General features: G+C 60.7%; 22 protein-coding genes. 16 read left to right on the forward strand and 6 right to left on the reverse strand.

Translation table 11 applies throughout. The features are described 5' to 3' along the window. Positions 1-191 precede the first annotated feature (191 nt). The 12 genes from ACQZ6J_RS09785 (at position 192) to ACQZ6J_RS09840 (ending at position 12071) form a co-directional block, all read left to right on the forward strand. Positions 192-929, forward strand: a complete 738-nt coding sequence (locus tag ACQZ6J_RS09785) for a helix-turn-helix transcriptional regulator (protein WP_449083656.1) — start codon at positions 192-194, stop codon at positions 927-929. 661 nt (positions 930-1590) lie between these two features. Beyond that, on the forward strand, positions 1591-2745 hold the full coding sequence (apbC, locus tag ACQZ6J_RS09790) for an iron-sulfur cluster carrier protein ApbC (protein ID WP_449083658.1): 1155 nt from the start codon (positions 1591-1593) through the stop codon (positions 2743-2745). A gap of 414 nt (positions 2746-3159) precedes the next feature. Continuing rightward, positions 3160-4137 (forward strand): magnesium transporter CorA family protein, encoded by a 978-nt coding sequence (locus ACQZ6J_RS09795; protein ID WP_163984554.1) that lies wholly within the window; start codon positions 3160-3162, stop codon positions 4135-4137. Positions 4138-4190: 53 nt separating this feature from the next. Next, positions 4191-6056 carry a potassium transporter Kup gene (locus ACQZ6J_RS09800; protein ID WP_432444346.1) on the forward strand — a complete coding sequence of 622 codons (1866 nt, stop codon included), beginning with the start codon at positions 4191-4193 and terminating at the stop codon, positions 6054-6056. A gap of 135 nt (positions 6057-6191) precedes the next feature. After that, positions 6192-6923 carry a hypothetical protein gene (locus ACQZ6J_RS09805; RefSeq protein ID WP_449083661.1) on the forward strand — a complete coding sequence of 244 codons (732 nt, stop codon included), beginning with the start codon at positions 6192-6194 and terminating at the stop codon, positions 6921-6923. 124 nt (positions 6924-7047) lie between these two features. Further along, a complete protein-coding gene (locus ACQZ6J_RS09810; RefSeq protein WP_449083663.1) occupies positions 7048-8226 on the forward strand; it encodes a cell wall hydrolase in 1179 nt (392 codons plus the stop codon). Positions 8227-8538: 312 nt separating this feature from the next. Continuing rightward, complete coding sequence (locus ACQZ6J_RS09815; protein ID WP_163984550.1) at positions 8539-8883, forward strand: AtpZ/AtpI family protein; 345 nt, start codon at positions 8539-8541, stop codon at positions 8881-8883. A gap of 79 nt (positions 8884-8962) precedes the next feature. Next, entirely contained in the window at positions 8963-9715 is a 753-nt protein-coding gene (locus ACQZ6J_RS09820) for a F0F1 ATP synthase subunit A (RefSeq protein WP_163984549.1), read from the forward strand. A gap of 66 nt (positions 9716-9781) precedes the next feature. Continuing rightward, positions 9782-10009, forward strand: a complete 228-nt coding sequence (locus ACQZ6J_RS09825) for a F0F1 ATP synthase subunit C (protein ID WP_004109844.1) — start codon at positions 9782-9784, stop codon at positions 10007-10009. A 78-nt stretch (positions 10010-10087) separates the two neighbouring features. Next, the gene (locus ACQZ6J_RS09830; RefSeq protein WP_163984548.1) at positions 10088-10681 is read left to right on the forward strand and encodes a F0F1 ATP synthase subunit B; all 594 of its coding nucleotides are present in this window, start codon (positions 10088-10090) and stop codon (positions 10679-10681) included. 3 nt (positions 10682-10684) lie between these two features. Beyond that, positions 10685-11176 (forward strand): F0F1 ATP synthase subunit B, encoded by a 492-nt coding sequence (locus tag ACQZ6J_RS09835; protein WP_163984547.1) that lies wholly within the window; start codon positions 10685-10687, stop codon positions 11174-11176. A 130-nt stretch (positions 11177-11306) separates the two neighbouring features. Then, on the forward strand, positions 11307-12071 hold the full coding sequence (locus tag ACQZ6J_RS09840) for a phosphotransferase enzyme family protein (protein ID WP_449083666.1): 765 nt from the start codon (positions 11307-11309) through the stop codon (positions 12069-12071). Positions 12072-12075: 4 nt separating this feature from the next. Here ACQZ6J_RS09840 and ACQZ6J_RS09845 read toward each other — a convergent pair whose 3' ends face one another. Continuing rightward, positions 12076-12735 (reverse strand): ribonuclease HII, encoded by a 660-nt coding sequence (locus ACQZ6J_RS09845; protein WP_449084162.1) that lies wholly within the window; start codon positions 12733-12735, stop codon positions 12076-12078. A 109-nt stretch (positions 12736-12844) separates the two neighbouring features. Beyond that, positions 12845-14002 (reverse strand): PA0069 family radical SAM protein, encoded by a 1158-nt coding sequence (locus ACQZ6J_RS09850; protein WP_449083668.1) that lies wholly within the window; start codon positions 14000-14002, stop codon positions 12845-12847. Positions 14003-14241: 239 nt separating this feature from the next. Here ACQZ6J_RS09850 and ACQZ6J_RS09855 point away from each other — a divergent pair, with 239 nt between their 5' ends. After that, positions 14242-14760, forward strand: coding sequence for a glycosyl transferase (locus ACQZ6J_RS09855; protein ID WP_163984544.1), 519 nt, complete (start codon positions 14242-14244; stop codon positions 14758-14760). Between the two features lie 176 nt (positions 14761-14936). Then, positions 14937-15248 carry a hypothetical protein gene (locus tag ACQZ6J_RS09860; RefSeq protein ID WP_449083670.1) on the forward strand — a complete coding sequence of 104 codons (312 nt, stop codon included), beginning with the start codon at positions 14937-14939 and terminating at the stop codon, positions 15246-15248. 31 nt (positions 15249-15279) lie between these two features. Here ACQZ6J_RS09860 and moaB read toward each other — a convergent pair whose 3' ends face one another. The 4 genes from moaB to ACQZ6J_RS09880 form a co-directional block, all read right to left on the reverse strand. Next, complete coding sequence (gene moaB, locus ACQZ6J_RS09865) at positions 15280-15834, reverse strand: molybdenum cofactor biosynthesis protein B (RefSeq protein WP_163985143.1); 555 nt, start codon at positions 15832-15834, stop codon at positions 15280-15282. After that, on the reverse strand, positions 15834-16742 hold the full coding sequence (locus tag ACQZ6J_RS09870) for a 4-(cytidine 5'-diphospho)-2-C-methyl-D-erythritol kinase (RefSeq protein WP_449083672.1): 909 nt from the start codon (positions 16740-16742) through the stop codon (positions 15834-15836). The genes moaB and ACQZ6J_RS09870 overlap by 1 nt, the downstream gene beginning before the upstream one ends. An 8-nt stretch (positions 16743-16750) precedes the next feature. Continuing rightward, entirely contained in the window at positions 16751-18604 is a 1854-nt protein-coding gene (locus ACQZ6J_RS09875; protein WP_449083674.1) for a tetratricopeptide repeat protein, read from the reverse strand. A 123-nt stretch (positions 18605-18727) separates the two neighbouring features. Continuing rightward, complete coding sequence (locus ACQZ6J_RS09880; RefSeq protein ID WP_112795536.1) at positions 18728-19744, reverse strand: polyprenyl synthetase family protein; 1017 nt, start codon at positions 19742-19744, stop codon at positions 18728-18730. Positions 19745-19852: 108 nt separating this feature from the next. Between ACQZ6J_RS09880 and ACQZ6J_RS09885 the strand changes: the two genes are divergently transcribed. Next, positions 19853-20083: a putative signal transducing protein gene (locus tag ACQZ6J_RS09885; protein WP_163984540.1), complete on the forward strand. Its 231-nt coding sequence runs from the start codon at positions 19853-19855 to the stop codon at positions 20081-20083. Positions 20084-20091: 8 nt separating this feature from the next. Next, positions 20092-20868: a tRNA1(Val) (adenine(37)-N6)-methyltransferase gene (locus ACQZ6J_RS09890; protein WP_449083677.1), complete on the forward strand. Its 777-nt coding sequence runs from the start codon at positions 20092-20094 to the stop codon at positions 20866-20868. Positions 20869-20922 lie beyond the last annotated feature (54 nt).

Genomic DNA, 20922 nt, shown 5'->3' on the forward strand with positions numbered 1-20922 from the left:
TGATTGCTGGAAATGTGGAGGATTTGGCAAGGTGATGAGACGACATCATAGTAATGGTCATTGATCCATTCACGGTTTTGGAAAACTTATATTTTAGCCGGCGCCTGATATCGGTGCTGCTACGATAATCGCGAGGGACAGGAGACGGAAGTTTCAGATTTTTTCCCTCTTTTACATAAAGAAGACTGATAATGGCGGCATTCGTACAGGCGGGGACGCCCCCTCGCGGCGAGGATTTTATCGAGGAAATCGGCAGGCTTAAGACGCAGTTCGATGTGTTCCGGTTCATGAAGGGGCTGACGGAGGCCTACCGCTGCCGCGCTTTCATGGTGCTCAAATTGCCGCCGATAACCTCCTCTGAATTGCAGAGCAATTCGGTGATCAACAACTGGCCGGCGGAGTTGCTCTCCATCTACGATCAGGAATGCTTGCTGCCGACCAGCCCTGTCCTGCAGCGTTTGCGTCGCTCCACCTTGCCCTTTATCCACGAGGTCGCGGCGAGCGCGAATCGCGAGGAGGGCAAGTCACAGCTTGCGGTCGCCTTGTTCGAGCGTTTTCGCATGTCGCGTTTCGTCTATTTGCCCACTCATGACGCTTCCGGTCTTCGTGGCGCAGTTTCCATGGCTGGCGACCGCGATCTGTTTTCGGCCGAAGAGATCAAGGACCTCTTCTACGTCGCCATTCACGTTTTCGACCGGCTCGCCGAAATCCGCAACCTGGATGTGCGCGTCGTCGATGCTCTCACCGACAGGGAAATCGATTGCCTGAACTGGACGGCAGCCGGAAAGACCAGCGCGGAAATAGCTGAAATCCTTGCGCTTTCGGAGCACACCGTCAATCACTATCTCAACCGTGCCACCAAGAAGCTCGATACCGTCAACCGCACGCAGGCCGTTGCCAAGGCTCTGCGGGTCGGACTGATCAAGTAATGAATTTGGGCGGCCCGGTGCAGCCGTCTCGGCATCCCGGCCGCAGCCATTCTTCGGCCGCATGGCGATGATCGAGATTTAGGCAGCTTGTGAACGGATTTTGTGCGTTGCGAACGGAATTGATGACGCGCGCTTCAGCACTCATCCATCATCCGCAAGAGCTTATTCGTCAGGTCATTGATTTGTCGCGATATTTTTGAGTTCCTGAAAACTGGCACGCTTCCTGCTTGTTAATTGGCAGAGGTCCAGAGGGGACTTTGATAACAGCGCCGATGAAACGAGCGCGGATCGAACAACCGCCGCCGATGCCACGCCACAGCTTCTCCAGGCGAAGGCGTCGGCGGCGGTTGTTGCTTATTTAACACGCTTACTAAGTTCGGATGCGCGGATGGGACGATTTTCGTCCCGTTGCCCTATTCCTTTCCGATGGGTGCTCTATGTCGGCCCGCGAAAACGTCTTCCCCGATTGGGAGAGCGTTGCGGCTGGTAGGGTCATAGATGGACCCGGCGGACCTGCCGGCCGCAACGAAGACGTTTTTTATCGACGGCGTTCCGAATTTCGTTTGGCGAAGTCCTGCCGCTCCACTATCTAAGCCAGAATGATTTCGGGAAGCGCCCGCCAAGGCCGCGCTCTCGATCAAGACCGTGCAGTGAGGGTGGAATGGCAGACATCACCAAGGAACAGGTGCTGGAAACGTTGAAGACGGTTCGCGGCCCGGACCTGGAGCACAATATTGTCGAGCTCGGCATGGTGTCGGACGTCTTCATTTCGGACGGCAAGGTCTATTTCTCCATCACGGTTCCCGCCGAGCGCGCGAAGGATCTCGAGCCGATGCGGCTTGCGGCCGAGCGGGTCATCAAGGAAATGCCCGGCGTCAAGGGCGCTCTGGTCGCGCTGACGGCGGACAAGAAGGCCGGCGCTCCGACGGCTCGGCCGACGCCGCCGCAAGCCGCCCCGCATGGCCATTCCCATTCTCACGCGCCCGCGCCGCAACAGCCGCCTCGTCCTGCCAAGGCCGGCGTTCCCGGCGTCAAGTCCATCATCGCCGTCGCCTCCGGCAAGGGCGGCGTCGGCAAATCGACGACTGCGGTCAACCTGGCTCTGGGGCTGCTTGCCAACGGCCTGCGCGTCGGCATTCTGGACGCCGATATCTATGGTCCCTCGATGCCGCGTCTGCTGAAGATTTCCGGTCGTCCGACCCAGATCGACGGCCGCATCATCAACCCCATGGAGAATTATGGCCTCAAGGTCATGTCGATGGGCTTCCTTGTCGAGGAAGAGACCGCGATGATCTGGCGTGGGCCGATGGTGCAATCCGCGCTGCTGCAGATGCTGCGCGAGGTCGCCTGGGGCGAGCTCGACGTGCTGGTGGTGGACATGCCGCCCGGCACCGGCGACGTGCAGCTCACCATGGCGCAGCAGGTGCCGCTCGCCGGCGCCGTCATCGTGTCGACGCCGCAGGATCTGGCACTGATCGATGCGCGCAAGGGGCTGAACATGTTCCGCAAGGTCGAGGTTCCCGTCCTCGGCATCGTCGAGAATATGAGCTATTTCATCGCTCCCGATACCGGCGCGCGCTACGACATTTTCGGCCATGGCGGCGCCCGCAAGGAAGCCGAGCGCATCGGCGTGCCGTTCCTGGGCGAGGTGCCGTTGACCATGGGCATCCGTGAGACCTCCGATGCCGGCACGCCGCTGGTCGCCGCCGAGCCGAACGGGGTCGTTGCCGGCATATATCGCGAGATCGCGGCCAATGTCTGGAAGCAGGTGGCAAGCTCCCCGCAGCGCGCCGCGCCGTCGATCGTGTTTGAATAATTCACGAACACATATCTGCTTTCGGTATAGTGACGGATTGTCTTGTCGGCATCCTGTGCTATGACTTCGCAAGATTAGCCAAACTGCGGTGAAAGCGCGCAATGAAGAGGTTGTGACTTGATTCTTTGCGAGCTTTGCTGCATATGCGCCGCCTGCGTGGAACTGGTCGGTCGTTTCCGATGACCACTCTCCGCCGAACGGTGGTTTTATTTCGTCCGAGCAGGCGGTTTCGCCGGGACGGACGAAGGATTGGTACAGCAGCGCAATGGAACGTGAACACGGATTCCCGGCCGGACCGGCGGGATACGACCGGGGTTTTATGAACTTTTTTCATTGGCCATTGGTGAGATCGCGGCGAGTGCGCGCAACGCGCCTTGGCTCCGGTTTCGTTTCCGTCGCTGCAGGAGCAAGCAGTTGATAACTGCCTATTGCTCAGACTCGAAGCCGCTTGAGCTTCCCGATCTTTCGGCTGCAGATCGGCTGCCTGAGAATGCCGTATGGATCGACATGGTCGATCCCTCGCGCGAGGAAGAAGCCGCCATCGAGCGCCTGCTAGGGCTCGAAGTGCCGACACGCGAAGACATGAAGGATATAGAACCGTCGAGCCGGCTCTATATCGAAAACGGCTCCGTTTTTCTGACCGCTTCCTTGTTGTGGAAGGCCGACACCAATCTGCCGATGCTCACCGATGTCGCCTTCATCCTGACGGGAGATCGGCTGGTCACCATCCGCTACGCGCAGCCGAAATCCTTCGCGCTGTTCATCGCGGCCTTGCAGCGCATCCCGCAGGAGCGGCGCACCGGCGTCTCGCTCCTTGCCAAGCTTCTCGAAACGATCGTCGATCGTACCGCGGAGGTGCTTGAACAGACGGTCGCCGGTATCGATATATTGTCGGTGCATGTGTTTGGCGATCGTGTGAAGAAGATCCGCCGGCCGGCAAACTATCTGGAAGAAAAGCTCAAGGACATCGCAGGCTATCACCGCACGCTGAGCAAGGTGCGCGACAGCCTGAGCTCCCTGTCCCGCTTGCTGACCTTCCTTCATACCATCCCCGCCATGCACCAGGACCATGAGGCCAAGGACCTGTGCCGCAACGTTGCGCGGGATGTGCAATCCCTGTCGGAGCATGCGTCGTTCGTCGCAGGAAACATCACCTTCCTGCTCGATGCATCGCTCGGGCTGATCAATATAGAGCAGAACGCCATCATCAAGATCTTCTCGATCGCTTCCGTGGTGTTCCTGCCGCCGACGCTCGTGGCGTCCGTATACGGCATGAATTTCGAGCATATGCCCGAGCTGCATTTTGCCTACGGCTACCCGACATCGCTGTTGTTGATGGTGGTTTCCGCCATCGTTCCGTTTTTCTTTTTTCGCTGGAAAGGCTGGCTCTGAGAGTCTAGTGATCCTGAATGTCTAACGAAACCCATCATTCTCCCGACGGGAAAATGAACGCTCGTAAGCTCGCTTACCTCGCCCTCGGTTCGATCGGTGTAGTCTACGGCGATATCGGCACGAGCCCGCTCTATGCCTTCCGCGAGGCACTGAAGCCGGTGGCCGCCGACGGTCTGACGCGCGGCGAAGTCATCAGCGTCGTCTCGCTGATGTTCTGGACACTGACGATCATCGTCACCATCAAATATGTCCTTTTTCTGCTGCGCGCGGACAATGACGGCGAAGGCGGCACCCTGTCGCTGCTGGCGCTGCTGATGAAGACGGCAAACGGCCACACGGCCGTCCTGATGCTGCTGGGCTTGCTGGGTGCTGCGCTCTTCCTCGGCGACGCGATGATCACGCCGGCGCTTTCGGTCCTGTCCGCCGTGGAAGGCCTGAAACTCGTGACGCCGACATTGTCGGACTATATCGTGCCCATATCGGTCGCGATCATGGCCCTGCTTTTCGCCATCCAGTCGCATGGCACCGGCGCGGTCGCCCGCTTCTTCGGCCCGATCACGGCAATCTGGTTCATCGTCATGGGCCTTGCCGGCATCATGCACATTTCCGATGATTTCAGCATTCTGGCCGCGCTCAATCCCTGGTATGCGGTGAGCTTCCTCGTGCGCGAGGGCTTCCTCGGCGTCGTCGTTCTCGGTGCCGTGTTCCTGACGGTGACGGGTGCGGAAGCGCTGTATGCCGACCTTGGCCATTTCGGCCGCCGTCCCATTCAATGGGCCTGGTTCGTATTGGTGTTCCCGTCACTGGCGTTGAACTATTTCGGCCAGGGTGCGCTGGTGCTGCGCGAGCCCATGGCCATGTCCGACCCCTTCTTCCTGATGTTTCCGCACTGGGCGATCCTGCCGGTGGTCATTCTCGCCACGATGGCGACGATCATCGCCAGCCAGGCTGTCATAACGGGTGCTTTCTCGCTCACGCGCCAGGCCATCCATCTGGGCTTCCTGCCGCGCATGGAAATCCTGTTCACCTCGGAAACCAATACCGGTCAGATCTTCCTGCCGTCCGTCAACACGGTCCTCTTCTTCGGCGTCATCTTCCTCGTGCTGGCTTTCAAGACCTCGGATGCCCTGGCGACGGCCTATGGTATTTCCGTGACCGGCGCGATGGTCGTGACCTCGATCATGGCGTTCGAATTCGTCCGCGTCCGCTGGAACTGGACGCTGCCGATGGCGGTTGCGGTGCTGGCGCCGCTGCTGATGCTGGAATTCGTCTTCCTTGGCGCCAACCTGCTGAAGATCCACGACGGCGGCTATGTCCCCGTCATGATCGCGACGGCCTTCACCGTCATCATGTGGACCTGGCGGCGCGGCACCGCGATCCTAATGGAGAAGACGCGGCACACGGATATTCCGCTGTCGTCCTTCGTCAGCTCGATCGAGCGCAAGAGCGATCACTCGCCCGCGCATGTGCCAGGCACGGCGATCTTCCTGACGAGCGATCCGGAATCCGCGCCCGCCGCGCTGCTGCACAATCTGAAGCACAATCACGTCCTGCACGACAAGAACGTCATCCTGACGATCCGCACCGTCAACAAGCCACGCGTCGCCCAGGAAGACCGCTATTCGGTCGAAAAGGTTTCCGAGCGCTTCTCGCGCGTCGAGCTGCGCTTCGGCTTCATGGAATCGCAGAACGTCTCGCAAGCCCTGGCGACATTGCGCAAGACGGGCCTGAAGTTCGACATCATGTCGACCTCCTTCTATCTCGGCCGCCGCAAGCTGGTGCCGGACGCCAAGTCGGGGATGCCGCATTGGCAGGACCGGCTCTATATCGCGCTCGCCAACGCCGCGACCGATCCGTCCGACTACTTCCGACTGCCGGCCAACCGCGTGGTGGAACTGGGCTCGCACGTCATCATCTGAAGCAGCCGCTTTCGTTGTTTGTCGGCAGGCCCGGGGGATATCCGCCGGGCCTGCCGATTTTTTCATTGCGCAAGTAGCGCATAGTAATATTCAATTTAAAAGGGAAACGGCTCTTTACTTTCGGGGGGATTGCGGATGCTCAAGCAGGCCTTATCTATCGCGCGTAACAACCTGGTTTTTTACGCGGTGTTTGTGATTTGTGCGGTCGGCATGGCCATTCTCGACGAGTACTCCAAGAAATCTGCTTCAACGGGCGCGGTCTTCTTTCTATCGGCTCTATTAGTGATGAATGTGCAGAATTCCGTTTTGCGGAATCAGAATTTCACGGCCGCGGCGCGAGGCAGAAAGCTTCCGCTTGGTGGATATATGTTCAGAAGCTTTGTCCTCGTCCTACTGGCGTTTATACTGATTATTCCCGCCATATTTTTCCTTTTGCGCGGGGATGGCGCGAGTAAAGCTCACATCATAATTTGGGTAACGCTTGCATATCTGGTGGCGTTTGCCATTGTTCTTTCACTCCTCGGAACATGGCTGCCGGCAAATATTCACGGCGCGAACGCGACGATGGGGGATGCGCTGCGAAGAGGGGTGGCGCGCTTCCCTTCGACGGTGCTTCTGGTGTTCTTGGGTCTAGCCGTTCCTCTCGTTGCCACGATCATAGCGTTGATACTTGAGGTGTCCTTCGGCAGCGTGGAACTGATCACGGATGGTCATCTGAATATCGCTGCCATTCTGCTGGCTTTGGTAGCCAACGCTTTCCAGGCTATCGGTTGGACGTACATAGCGGTCTTGCTGGCGCGCAGATATATGGAGGCCGAGCACATCGGCCCCCCTTCAGAGGCTCAAATGCCTGCGGTCTTCCCGTAGATTCCCGACGCATCGCTTTCGGCTCGCCACGTTCGGGATACATTCCCGCCCGAATTAACCATCCATCAAGGTTAATGAGAGATTATTCCGGCTCCTGGTTTCGAGTGCCGTTTGGAGTCCGGTGTTGTCTCGTTCGCATCATGTCAGTCGAAAATTGCGGTTTCTGCCGCAAAACTGGACTTCTCCAGCCGTCTTCGGGCTCTGCGCCTGGCTGATCTTCCCGTCGGCCGCCGCTTATGGCGATCTTGCCGGCCTGCTTGCGGGGATCGACAGGGAAGGGGCCAACTGGCGCATGGTGATGACAAACTCGCCGGCCGGTTCCACCCATCAGGCGGAACTGGCATTCGGCGACGCCAAGGCGTCGGCGGCGATCGGTGATGGCGGGTTGGTCTTGCCGGACGGACGCCGTGTGGCGTTCCAGTCCGAACAGAAGGGCAGTGATCCGCGCCCGGATGAGGACCGTGTCAACCGGCAGGACAAGAAGGGTCGCGTGGTGGCCGTCGCGCCGATGCTTCCGCCGAAGGATTTCTCCGCAGGCTCCGTGTTGCAGCGTGACAGCATGCTGTTCCGGCCGGAATCCGATACCGGCGAGCGTACGGCATTCCTGAAGCCCAAGCTCGGCGGCAAGGAAATCCAGATTGCCACCGCCTTTTACAAGAAGCAGCCGCCGAAACCGGACGATGGCGTGCCGTCCTATCTTGCGAGCCTCGTGACCAACCCCGATGCCGATGTTCTCGCCGCAGCCTATGCTTCGCCGGCGCCCGATTATGCCCGCGTTTCGCCCTTTGATTCCATTCTTGCCAAGGATCAGGATGGCGAAGGCCGCTTCGTGCCGCAGATCGGCCCGAAGGATCATGCCTGGGCCGCCAATGTTCTTCCGCCTTCGGTCTTTTCTTCGGATGAACAGCAGTGCCTTGCCACCGGCATCTATTTCGAGGCGCGCGGAGAGTCGGTGAAGGGGCAGGCGGCAGTGGCTCAGGTCATTCTCAACCGGGTCCGCAATCCCGCCTATCCGAAGACCATCTGCGGTGTCGTCTACCAGAATGAAGACTGGCACAATGCCTGTCAGTTCTCCTTTGCCTGCGACAACGTCAAGGAGAAGGTCAATTCACAGGAACACTGGCGCATTGCCCGTCAGGTGGCCATGGCCGTCACTGCCGGTAAGATCTGGCTGCCGGAAGTCGGCTCGGCCACGCACTATCATGCCGTCTATGTCCGGCCGAAATGGGCGGCCGAAATGGTGAAGGTCGGACGCATAGGCATGCACATCTTTTATAGGACCTATGGCGGCGGCTGGAGCTGAAGCGATCCGGCCGCTGTTTCGGGGCCGGATGAAAGGTCGCCATACCAGGCAAAAAAGCCACGGAAAAGCATGGGCTGAAGGGGATTCTTCGGCTCAGTTTTCGGCTCATAAGGCTCTTTCAGTCTAAGATCATGATTTAATTGGGCTAATTTATGGCTGGACAGATAGCGTCTACGCCTTGACTATGCTTTTTCCTAAAACTATGTTGCGCGCGACTTCAAAACGGGCCGAAAGGTGGCGAAACCTGCTGTTCGTTTACGCGTTGACCGGGGTGTTGGGATAGCGCGCAACGAAAAGGGGGAGGATGTCACCATGACGGATGATCGCGACGAAGGTCTGGAGCAGCGACGAGCGCAGCTGGGAGCCGAATTGGCGAGCAAGCGCGCTGCGGTGAGAGAGGATGAACGCGGGGAGATTCGCGCCGAGGAAGGCCGTAAGGGCTATGCTCAGGCGATGAAGCTTTCCAGTGAATTCATTGCCGCAATCATCGTTGGCGTCGTTCTGGGCTATGTCTTGGACCGTTTTATTGGTACGACGCCGTGGGGCATGATTATTTTCCTGCTTCTCGGATTCTGTGCCGGCGTGCTGAATGTGCTGCGTTCTGCAGGCAAGGTGGCGACACCTGAGCTTGATGAGCGCAAGACGGATAAGAAATGAGCGGAAGCAACGCTGCGGCGTGGTTTCCAAATGAGAGGCATCCGCTCCGACAGGGCGGGAAAATGAAAGAGAACAAGCGGTGGCAAACGGACCTACCCATCAGTTCCTGATCTTCAAGATTATTCCGATCGACATCGGTGGAATTGATTTTTCGTTCACCAACGCTTCCTTGTTCATGGTCGCTTCCGCAGTGCTGTCTGCCGGCTTCCTGTATTATGCCAGCGCACCGCGCAGCGTCATCCCGAGCCGGGCTCAGTCGGTTGCCGAAATGGCCTATGAGTTCATCGCCTCGATGCTGAAGGAAGGGGCGGGAACGAAGGGAATGAAGTTCTTCCCGCTGGTCTTCTCGCTCTTCATGTTCGTGCTCACCGCGAACCTGCTCGGCATGGTGCCTTATTTCTATACGGTCACCAGCCAGATCATCGTCACCTTCGCGCTGGCGCTGCTCGTCATTCTTACCGTTATTCTCTACGGTTTCATCAAGCACGGCTTTGGCTTCCTCAAGTTGTTCGTGCCGCAGGGTGTTCCCGGCATTCTCTTGCCGCTGGTGGTGGTGATCGAAATCATCTCCTTCCTGTCCCGGCCGATTTCGCTCTCCGTTCGTCTTTTCGCCAACATGCTCGCCGGCCATATCACGCTCAAGGTGTTCGCAGGCTTCGTTGCCTCGCTCGGAGCCCTCGGCGCGATCGGCATCGGCGGTGCAATTCTTCCCCTCATCATGACCGTCGCCCTCACCGGTCTCGAATTCCTTGTCGCCTTCCTTCAGGCCTACGTCTTTGCGGTACTGACTTGCATGTACCTCAACGACGCAGTGCATCCGGGTGGCCACTAAGGATAAAGACATTGGCGTCTAAGGGCGTCAGTTATTCACCGCACAACCATTTCAAAGGAGTTCAACATGGACGCGGAAGCAGCAAAGTTCATCGGCGCAGGTTTGGCTTGCTTTGGTATGGCCGGCACGGCTCTTGGCCTCGGCAATATCTTCGGCAGCTACCTGTCCGGCGCACTGCGCAATCCGTCTGCTGCTGACAGCCAGTTCGGCCGTCTGGTATTCGGCTTCGCCGTTACGGAAGCTCTGGGCATCTTCTCGCTGCTCATCGCTCTCCTCCTGCTCTTCGCCGTCTGATATCAGCGGCGTCATAGATCACGGTTCGCGGGCAGCGAGCCGTGATTCTTTGTATTTGCAGACCACCTGGAGGTGAGCATGTTTGTGACCCCGGCATATGCTGACGAAGCACCGCCGGCCGCCGGCGAGGTGCATACGGAAACGGGTGCGCCGAGTGAAGGCCATCACGCCGGCGTTTTTCCGCCGTTTGACCATACGACGTATCCGTCACAGCTGCTTTGGCTGGTGATCACCTTCGTCATCTTCTACGTGGCCATGCAGAAGATCGTCATTCCGCGCGTTGGCAATATCCTTGAAAGCCGGCATGACCGGATCGCCCAGGATATCGAGGAAGCTTCGCGTCTGAAGACCGAAGCCGACGCTGCCGTCGCGACCTATGAAAGCGAGCTGGCCGCAGCCCGCGCCAAGGCAAATTCGATCGGCGCTTCTGCCCGCGATGCCGCCAAGGCAAAGGCCGAGGAAGATCGCAAGGCGATCGAGGCAAGCCTTTCCGAGAAGCTCAAGGCTGCGGAAACCCGCATTGCCGAGATCAAGGAAAAGGCTTTTGGCGATGTTGGTGCGATTGCGGAAGAAACTGCTTCTGCCGTCGTGGAACAGCTGGTCGGCAATGTCGCCGGCAAGGCTGATGTCGCTTCGGCCGTTGCCGCAGCATCCGCGAAGCGGGAGGGCTAAGTTATGACTTTTGGTCTTGACGAAACTTTCTTTGCATTTGTCGCTCTCATCATCTTCATCGGTCTCATCGTCTACCTGAAGGTTCCGGGCATGATGGCGAAGTCGCTCGACGACCGCGCCGACCAGATCCGTAACGAGCTGGCGGAAGCCAAGCGCCTGCGCGAAGAGGCCCAGCACCTGCTGGCCGAATATCAGCGCAAGCGTAAGGAAGCTGAAGCCGACGCAGCGAACATCGTTGCCGCAGCCGAGCGCGAAGCCGAAATGCTGACGACCGAAGCCCGGAAGAAGACCGAGGAATTCGTCGCCAACCGCACGGCTTTGTCCGAGCAGAAGATCAAGCAGGCTGAAGCCGATGCGATGAAGGCGGTTCGCTCCGCAGCCGTCGACCTGGCGATCGCCGCCGCTGAATCGGTTCTCGCGAAGAAGGCTGATGGCCGCGTTCAAAGCGAACTCTTCAACGATGCCGTCAAGGACGTGAAGACGCGCCTGAACTAAGCGCGCGGAAGATCGAAATTCGAAAGAGCCCTGCTTGCGCGGGGCTTTTTTGTTTTTCATCCTGCTTCCCGCAGGTTGACCATGGTTTGCGGCAGATAGCGAAGCCATGGGATCGAGGGGGGGGGCGCAGATGAAGTCATCGAGGGACGACGAGCCGTTTCGTCAGGGCGATCTTGTCGTGAGGCCGGTGCGTCCTTGGACGCCGGGCGTGCATGCGCTGCTGGCCGCCTTGCCGCTGTATGGTTTCACCGCCGCTCCGCAACCGAACGGCTTCGACGAGGTCTGGGAAAAGGTTGCCTATCTGCCCGGCGCCACGGGCGATCTCGGCGATAATGGCGAGATGCGCTCCGAGCGGATCCTGCGATCGGCCGCGTCGCTATTGCACCGGTATCATCATAGCTCCGCTCTGGTGCTGCGGGATCTTGCCGCCACCCATGCATGGCAATTGCCGCCGCGCCTGCCGTCCGAGATCGTTTGTCATGGCGATTTCGCGCCCTACAATGTCGTCGTCAACGATGGTGAAGTAACGGGGATCATCGATTTCGAGACAGCTCATCCCGGCCCGCGGATTTGGGATCTGGCCTACGCCCTCTATCGCTGGGCTCCGTTGTCGCCAAACGTGGCAGTGGAGGGATTGGATAGGCTTGACGGGCAGATCCGGCGCGCGCGAGCCTTTGTCGATGCCTATGAATTGCCCGTTGCCGAGCGCCATGCCCTGCCGGACGTCATCATCGAGCGGCTTGAGGCGCTATTGACCTTCATGGAGCGGGAAGCCGCGCGCGGCGTCGAACGCTACCACCGCAATCTGCGGGACGGACACGACCAGATTTACCGCAGCGATATCGCCTATGTGACGGAGCGGTCAGGCGTAATTGCCGCAGGCTTGACCGGGTGACCTCTCAGACGGCTTCCTTGCGCAAGGGGCGGAAGCTCATGCGGTGCAGAGGGCAGGGCCCATGCTGTTCGATGCCGGCGCGGTGCTGAGCCGTGCCATAGCCAGCATGGGCCGCAAAGCCGTAGACCGGAAAGACGACGCCGGCCCGCGCCATCATCCGGTCGCGCGTCACCTTGGCGACGATCGACGCGGCTGCGATGGAGAAGGAGCGTGCATCGCCCTTGACGACGGCTTTTCCGGGGCAGGCCAGCCCCGCGGGCACATCGAGCCCATCGGTGAGCACATAGCTTGCCGGCATTGCCAGCCCGCAAATGGCGCGTCGCATGGCATCCAGGCTTGCCTTGCGGATGTCGGTGGTGTCGATGCGGGCCGCGCTCGACGAGGCGATGGAGACTGTCGCCGTCGCAAGGATTTCCGCGAACAGCTGCTCGCGTCTGGTGGCGCTCAGCTGCTTGGAATCGTTCAGGCCGTTCGGGATGTGCTCAGGGTCGAGAATGACGGCGGCCGCTACGACCGGGCCCGCGAGCGGCCCCCTGCCGGCTTCATCCGCTCCGGCAACCGGCCAGTGGCCGGCGCGGCGGGCGATCAGTTCCAGCTCGAAGGTCGGCACGAGAGGCGCGTCCTCGAATAGCATTGGAGAATCGGGTGATGTGCTGCGTGACATGCGGCGAAGCTGGCACACCACCCGATCTCCTGCAAGCCCCCGGTGGATCAGGGCGGCGAACCTGGGGGGCTTTCTTCCGGCGGGCACAGGGAAAGCCCGCGAGGAAAGGTCAGAGCAACGATAGCTGCACGCCGCTGCCATCCGGCGGCACGAAGAGGTCGTCACTCAAGGCGATATTGCGGCGAGTCAGCTCGAGACGGCGCGTCGCCATCTCGAAACGGCGGCTGATCTGCCAGGCATAGGGGCCGGCGCCCTTCATCCGCTTGCCGAACTCGGCATCGTAATCCTTGCCGCCGCGCATCGAGCGGATCAGCGACATGACGTGGCGATAGCGGTCCGGATAGTGCTGCAGCAGCCAGTCGCGAAACAGCGGGCTCACCTCCAGCGGCAGCCGCAGGATGACATAACTTGCCTCCAGGGCACCGGCCGCCTTGCCGGCATCGAGAATGCGCTCGATCTCGTGATCGTTGAGGGCAGGGATGATCGGCGCCACCATGATCGCGGTGCGGATGCCGGCCTCGCTGAGGGCCTGGATCGCCTCCAGCCGCCGTGACGGCGTTGCAGCCCGGGGCTCCATGGCGCGCGCGAGCTTGCGGTCGAGCGTCGTGACCGACAGCGCCACCCGCACCAGGTTCCTGGCGGCCATCTCCTTGAGGATGTCGATATCGCGCATGATCAGCGCCGATTTGGTGACGATGGCGACCGGATGGTTGGCCTTGTTCAGCACTTCGAGGATCTGGCGCATGATCCGCCATTCCTTCTCGATCGGCTGATAAGGGTCCGTGTTGGTGCCGATGGCGATGACGCGGGGTTTGTAGCCGGGCTTCGCCAGCTCGCGTTGCAGAAGCTTTGCCGCATCCGGCTTGGCGAACAGCTTCGATTCGAAATCCAGCCCCGCAGACAGGCCCATATAGGCATGCGTCGGCCGTGCGAAGCAATAGATGCAGCCATGCTCGCAGCCGCGATAGGGGTTGATGGAACGGTCGAAGGGGATATCGGGGGATTCGTTGCGGGTGATCGCGGTGCGCGGCTTTTCCACCTGCACCTCGGTCTTGAATGGCGGCAGCTCCTCCCAGCTCTGCCAGCCGTCGTCGAAGGCCTCGCGCTGCTGCGGCTCGAACCGACCGCTGGGGTTCAATCCTGCGCCGCGCCCGCGCCGACGCTCGGCATCGACCCTGAGGCCGGTATCGGCAATCATGGCGTTGGCAACGTCTGCCGTATTGGCAGGCGCGAATGCGGCCTGCCCTGCAAGGGACTGCTCGTTCATCGGTAGCTCCAGGGCGGTTCGTGCCATCGCATGCCGCGTCTAAGATGATTAAATTCCTATCCGACAAACGAGAACATTGCAAGAACAAAAACTGGAATTGCACAGATCCCGCACCACTTCTCCGCCAATTTACGGAGTCCATGGTGGCGTTTTTCGCCCTTGAATAAGCCTTTGCTCAAACAGAGAAACCCAGGGCCTATGCGCTGGCAATAAATTGTGCGCCGCTCTATAAATGGGCAATGTTGACAGTAATCATCGAATGCCAGGATCAGGAACCCGAGCTGGCGCAGACATTGGCGGCATTGGTGGCAGGCGCGATCGAGGGGCTTGTCTGCGATGTCGTCGTGCTCGATCACGGCTCGCGGGATGGCACATCGCGGGTGGCCGATGCTGCCGGCTGCCGGTTCTATTCGCAGTGGGACATCAAGGATATCTTGCGCTCGGCACGCGGCGAATGGTTGCTGCTGGTCGAGCCCGGCGCCCGGCCGCAAGCCGGCTGGATCGACGAGATCGCCGAATATGTCTCGCTGAACAAGGCCCCGGCGCGCTTTACCGCATCGCGCGGCTATCGGCGGCCATTCCTGAAGCGCATCGGCCGCAGCACACCGCCCCTGGAGCTGGGATTGCTGCTGTCCAAGCCGCAGGCGATCGCCACGGCCAGAACCGGCATGCGATTGGCCGAGTTCGCAAAAGGCCAGAAGGGTCGAAGGCTGGCAAGCGAGCTCATCCCTTCCTGGGTGGCGCGAGCGGCCCGATAGAGCGTCAATCGCCCCAGATTCCATTTGTAAACTGGCGAATAGCTGTCATAATTTTAATGTGGCGGCACCTTTCGCGTGTCGCGTTGGGCGGCCGACCATGAAGATGCCGGTATGCGGCGGAACTGGTCAGCGGAACTCTCCTTTTCCGCCGAGATTTCGGCGAAAGGAGGTGCGTTATGAAACGCACGATACTCTACCGCCTGATGGCAACGGCCTTGGTTGCCAGTGCAATTCTCTATCCCGGCGTTGCTGCCTCCCAAGCGGCAGTGGCCTGTGCCAAACGCGTCGATATCGTCGCGTTTCTCGACCATCTTTCCGAAAAATTGTCGGCTGTCGGCAAGCTCGACCCCAACACGATCGTTGAGATCTATGCTGCCGAAAGCGGCAACTGGACAATGATGGTCAGCGATGTCTCCGGCCGAAGCTGCATTATCCTCAGAGGCGACACCTGGGAATCAATTCCTGCGCTTCCGGGGTCGAAGGCATAGTAGCTACACATGCCTTGTAGAGATGCGGGATCTATTTTGAACCGGCGCCGCGCCTCAGATGCTCGTCCAGGCGCGGCATGATCTCGACGAAATTGCAGGGCATGTGCCGGTAGTCGAGCTGCGCCTTGAGGATGCCGTCCCAGGCATCCTTGCAGGCACCGGGAGAGCCCGGCAACACGAAGATGAACGTGGCGTTGGCGACACCGCCGGTCGCTCGAGATTGAATCGTCGCCGTGCCGATCTTGTCGTAGGAGATGCGGTGGAAGACCTCGGAAAAGCCGTCCATCCGCTTTTCGAACAAGGGCTCCAGCGCCTCGGGCGTCACATCGCGGCCGGTGAAGCCGGTGCCGCCGGTGGTGATCACCACGTCGATGGCGTCGTCCTTCGTCCAGGCCTCCACCTGCGCGCGGATACGCTCCTTGTCGTCGGGGACGATGGCACGGGCCTCCAGCCTATGGCCGGCGTCCGCGATGCGCGCAACCAGCGTGTCGCCGGACTTGTCATCGGCAAGCGTGCGCGTGTCGGAAACGGTCAGCACGGCGATGCCGACGGGAATAAAGGGTCTTTCGCTGCCTGAGCCTGCCATCATGCCTCTCCCGCGATCGTCTCCGTTACCTGGAAATACCAGTCCGGCCTCTGCCTGTGAAGCGAGGCGGCGGCCGCCTTCGCCTGTTCCGTGTCGGCGAAGATGCCGAAGCATGTCGCGCCGGAGCCGGACATGCGCGTCAGGATCGGGGCCTGACTTTCGATCAGGCCGGAAAGCACCGCAATCTCGGCGCAGATCGAACGCGCCGGTGGTTCGAGATCGTTGCGCAAGGTCTTGATCGTGTCGATCCATTCGCCCTGGCCCTGCGGCATCTGCGATGGAAACAGCAGCGGCGGATTGTCCTTGCGGGACAGTTGGCGGAATACCTCCGGCGTCGACACGCCGATGAGCGGATTGCCGAGAACCACGGGAAAGGAGGGAAACGCCGGCAGCAATTCGATCGCTTCGCCGATCCCGCGCGCCACCAGCGGCCGGCTCGCAAGGCACATCGGCACATCGGCGCCGAGCTTCAGGGCGATGGCCTTGACCGCCTCTTCCGGCAGGTCGAGGCGCCACAGCCGCATCAGCCCGCGCAAGGTGGCCGCCGCATCCGCCGAACCGCCGCCGATGCCCGATGCGATCGGCAGGTTCTTTTCCAGGTGGATATGAACGCCAGCTGCGTCGAAGCCTGCCGCATGAGCGGCCTGCCGCAGCAGATCACGCGCCTTGAGCACGAGATTGTCGGCGGCTTCTACGGAGAGAAGGGGGCCGAAGCGTCCCGAAAGGCTGAATTCGTCACGATCGGCTGCACGAAAGGCAAGACGGTCGCCATGGCGGGTAAAGCTCACCAGCATGTCGAGCAGATGATAGCCGTCGGCGCGGCGGCCGGTAACATGCAGCGCAAGATTGATCTTTGCGGGCGCCTCTTCCGAGAGGTCGAAATCGCCCGCTGCCAAGATCGCGTTCATGAAAAGTCTTAGGACTTCTTGTCGACCGGCGCCGGAGCGTTCGAATCGGGCGACGGAGCCGGTGCCGGGTCAGGCTGCTTGCTCTTATCGACGGTCTTCGGGTCGTTATCGAGCGCCGGCAGGCCCTTTTCGATCTTTTCCTTGATCTTCGGAATATCGGCCTCTTCCGGCTTGGAGGCGAGCGCGCGGTTCCACTGGTAGACGGCCTCGAGCTTGCGGTTCACCCGCCAGTAGGCGTCGCCGAGGTGATCGTTGATCGTGGGGTCGCCGGCCTTCAGCTGAGCCGCCTGCTCCAGCTCGTTCACCGCATCGTCGAAGCGGTTGAGGCGGAAATAGGCCCAGCCGAGCGAATCGACGATGTAGCCGTCATCCGGCTTCAGGTCGACGGCCTTCTTGATCATGTCCAGGCCCTGGTCGAGGTTCATGTTCATGTCGACCCAGGAATAGCCGAGATAGTTCAGCACCTGCGGCTGATCCGGGTTCAGCTCGAGGGCCTTCTTGAAGTTCGGCTCGGCATCCGGCCACTTCTTCAGCCGTTCATAGGCGATGCCGCGCTGGAAGAACACGGCCCAGTCGCTGCGCTTCGGCACCGGGCCGATGATCTGCACGGCCTTGTCGTAGTTCTCGGCCATGGACTGGAAGTCCTTGGCATCGGAAAGAACGCTGCCATAGGCGAGATAGCTGCGGACATCGTTGGGATCGGAATCGATCAGCGCTTTCAGATGCTTGCGCGCATCGTCGACTTTTCCAGCCTGGGCGAGCGCAAGCCCGAGTTGCAGCTCGGAAATGCGGGCCATCGGCGAATCGTCCGGCACCTTCTTGTAGAAGGCGATGGCGCGATCGGTCTGGTCCTGCTTTTCGGCAAGCCCACCAAGCAGAACCAGCGTGTCGGCTGCCTTCGGGTCGAGCGAATTGGCGATCTGCAGATAGAGCGAGACGACATCCTCGGCGCCGTCGCGGTTCAGCGCCGCGCCGATGGTGAAGAGCACGGCCGCCGCGCCCTCTGTCGCATTGGTGACTTGCTGGTCTGGCGTATCGCCCTTGGTGATGCTGTCGCGCAGCGCATTCAGCGGGGCATAATTGCTGACGAGATTGTCGCCGACCGAGATCGCATCCAGAGCCTTCTGCTTGTCGCCGGCCTTGGCTTCGAGACGTGCGAGCGCCATAACGGCGCGCATGAAGGTATCGGGAGCGGTCGCGCCGCCCGTCTTGTCGAGGATGGCGTCGTTCAGGTGCGACCGTGCCGATTTCAGGTCGCCTATCGTCAGCGCGATAGCGCCGGCATGATAGTTCTTGAAGATGTTGAACCAGTCCGGGCCCTTCATCTTGTCGATCGACGCGATCGCATCCTTGCCGCGGCCGGATCCGGCGCGGGCCCAGGCGGAGAGCAGGTTGGTCATCATCCGGTCGAGATCGTTCGGGCCGCTATATTTGAGGACGTCCTGCGCGGTCCGGTATTCGTGGCGGCGAATGGCGTCCATGCCACGGACGATCGTGGTGACGCGCTCGACGGAGGGGTCGCTCTTCAGCTCGTTGGCGTATTTGACGCCTTCTTCCAGATTGCCGTTGAGCAGCAGCGAAATCATCAGCCGCTGGCGGATTTCCGGATTGCTGGGGTCGATCATCAGCGCCTTTTTGTAAAGCGCGATGGCGGTATCGTAGTCATGATCGACATCGGCGGTGCGGGCTGCCAGGAAGGCGCCTGCGAACGTATCGACGCTATCCGGGTCGAAAGTAACCGGGGCGCTGACCTCCGGTGCTGCCGGCTTGTCCTCAGCCCGCGCGACATTCAGGGCGGACACAGAAAGGACCGCCGCCAAGGCTACGCCCGAGAGGAAACGGATGGCAAGTCTCTGCCGCATTAGAAAGCCTTTCATCGAGGGACGGCCAGCGAAGTCGCCGGCGGCATAAAGCATTCGTGTCAACTGATTCACAACAGGATGGCTTTTTTGAAGCGGCCCTGCAACAAATTCGGGTCGCCGCTGTCAATTAACGCGTTCGATGCAGAAGTCGATCACTTCCAGAAGTGCCGATTTCCAGGGCGTTTCCGGCAATGGCGCCAGAGCGTCGCGGGCGATGGTGCCGTAGTGCACGGCACGGGCAATCGTGTCGGCCAGAGCGCCGTATTTCGTGATCAGGCCAAGGGCTTTCTCAAGATTTTCGTCGCTGTTGTTGCCGGTTTCGATGGCGTCGCGCCAGAAGGCGCGTTCTTTCTCGGTGCCGCGGCGATAGGCCAGGATGACCGGAAGCGTGATCTTGCCCTCGCGGAAATCGTCGCCGACATTCTTGCCGAGATCGGCAGCCTTGCCGCCATAGTCCAGCGCATCGTCCACGAGCTGGAAGGCGAGGCCGAGATTGGTGCCGTAGGATTTCAGGGCGTTGCGCTCCGCCTTGCCGGCATTGGCGACGATCGGGCCGACTTCGGCCGCTGCGGCAAAGAGTGCCGCGGTCTTGGCGCGGATGACCGAGAGATAATCGTCCTCAGTCGTTTCCATGTTCTTGGAGACGGAGAGCTGCAGCACTTCGCCTTCCGCGATGACGCAGGCGGCCGACGACAGGACGTCGAGCGCTTCGAGCGAGCCGACTTCGACCATCATGCGGAACGCCTGGCCGAGCAGGAAGTCGCCGACCAGTACGCTCGCCTGGTTGCCCCAGATCATGCGGGCGGTGGATCTGCCGCGGCGCAGGTCGCTTTCATCGACCACGTCGTCATGCAGCAGCGTCGCCGTATGCAGGAACTCGACCGATGTCGCGAGCTTGATGTGGTTGTCGCCCTGATAGTTGTAGAGCGCGGCGGAAGCGATCGTCAGCATCGGCCGCAAACGCTTGCCGCCGGAGGAGATGAGATGCTCGGCAACCTCGGGAATCATCTGCACGTCGGAGCCGGCCTTGGACAGGATGAGCTGGTTGACGCGTTCCATGTCCGCCTTGGTCAGATCCACCAAAGGCTTGATGGATGCCAGTTTATTCTTGCTTTCTTCAAGCGGTATCACGACGCCCAACGATCCGGACTCCTGTTCATTTTCTGCAAAGCACAATAAGAAGGGGCGAAACAAGCGGCAAGAGGCGAATTGTCTCGTCGCGTAAATTTGACAGGAATTCTAAGGCTTATGCACGAGCTGATCCGCACCAACGATCCAGTCCTTCTCTCATTTGCGGAGAGTCTGATGAAGGATGCCGGGATTCATTGCTTCGTTGCCGACCAGGCCATGAGCATCCTGGAAGGCTCGCTCGGCATGCTGCCACGCCGCTTTCTGGTGGAGGAGGAGCGCGCCGGTCAGGCGCGGCGCATCCTGATCGATGCCGGCCTCGGCGACGAGCTGCGCCCGGTGCGCGGCTGAGGTTCGCCATGACCGGCGCCCCCTCCGAAACCATCGATGCCTTCCATCGCGGCGCCTTCCACGTCGTCCAGCCGAAGGGCAGGGGGCATCGTTCCGGCATGGATGCCATGCTGCTCGCCGCGCTCGTGGCCGACGAGCGCGCCATCAGGGTGGCGGATCTCGGCGCGGGTGCGGGCGCCGCCGGAATGGCGGTGGCGTCGCGGCTCGATCGCGCGGAGGTGGTGCTGTTCGAACGCTCGCCCGACATGGCCGAGTTTGCCCGCAAGAGCCTTCTGCTGCCGGAAAATGGCCGCTTCGCCAATCGTGTCTCGGTCATCGAAGCCGACGTGACCCTGACCGGCAAGGAGCGCAACGAGGCGGGGCTCGTCGATGACAGCTTTCATCACGTCATAATGAACCCTCCCTTCAACGACGCCAGCGACCGGCTGACGCCCGACGCGCTGAAGGCCGAGGCTCATGCCATGACGGACGGGCTGTTCGAGAAATGGATCCGAACGGCGGGCGCGATCATGATCCCCGGCGGACAGCTGTCGCTCATTGCCCGGCCTGAATCGATCGGCGAGATCATCGCGGCCTGTGGCCGGCGCTTCGGCGGCATCGAGATCACGCCGATCCATCCGCGCGAAGGGGAGAATGCCGTGCGCATTCTCGTGACGGGAATAAAGGGGTCGCGGGCGAGGCTCGCGCTGCGCGCGCCGCTCACCATGCACGGCGAGGGGACGCATAAGTTCTCCGATTTCGTCGACGACTTGAACAATGGCCGCGCCGCCTATCCGCGCCGATAGCATACCCGCCCGCTTGGGATCGGGGCATGAAATACGATCCGCAATGTTGCGTTT

The organism is Rhizobium sp. A37_96 (assembly GCF_053521765.1).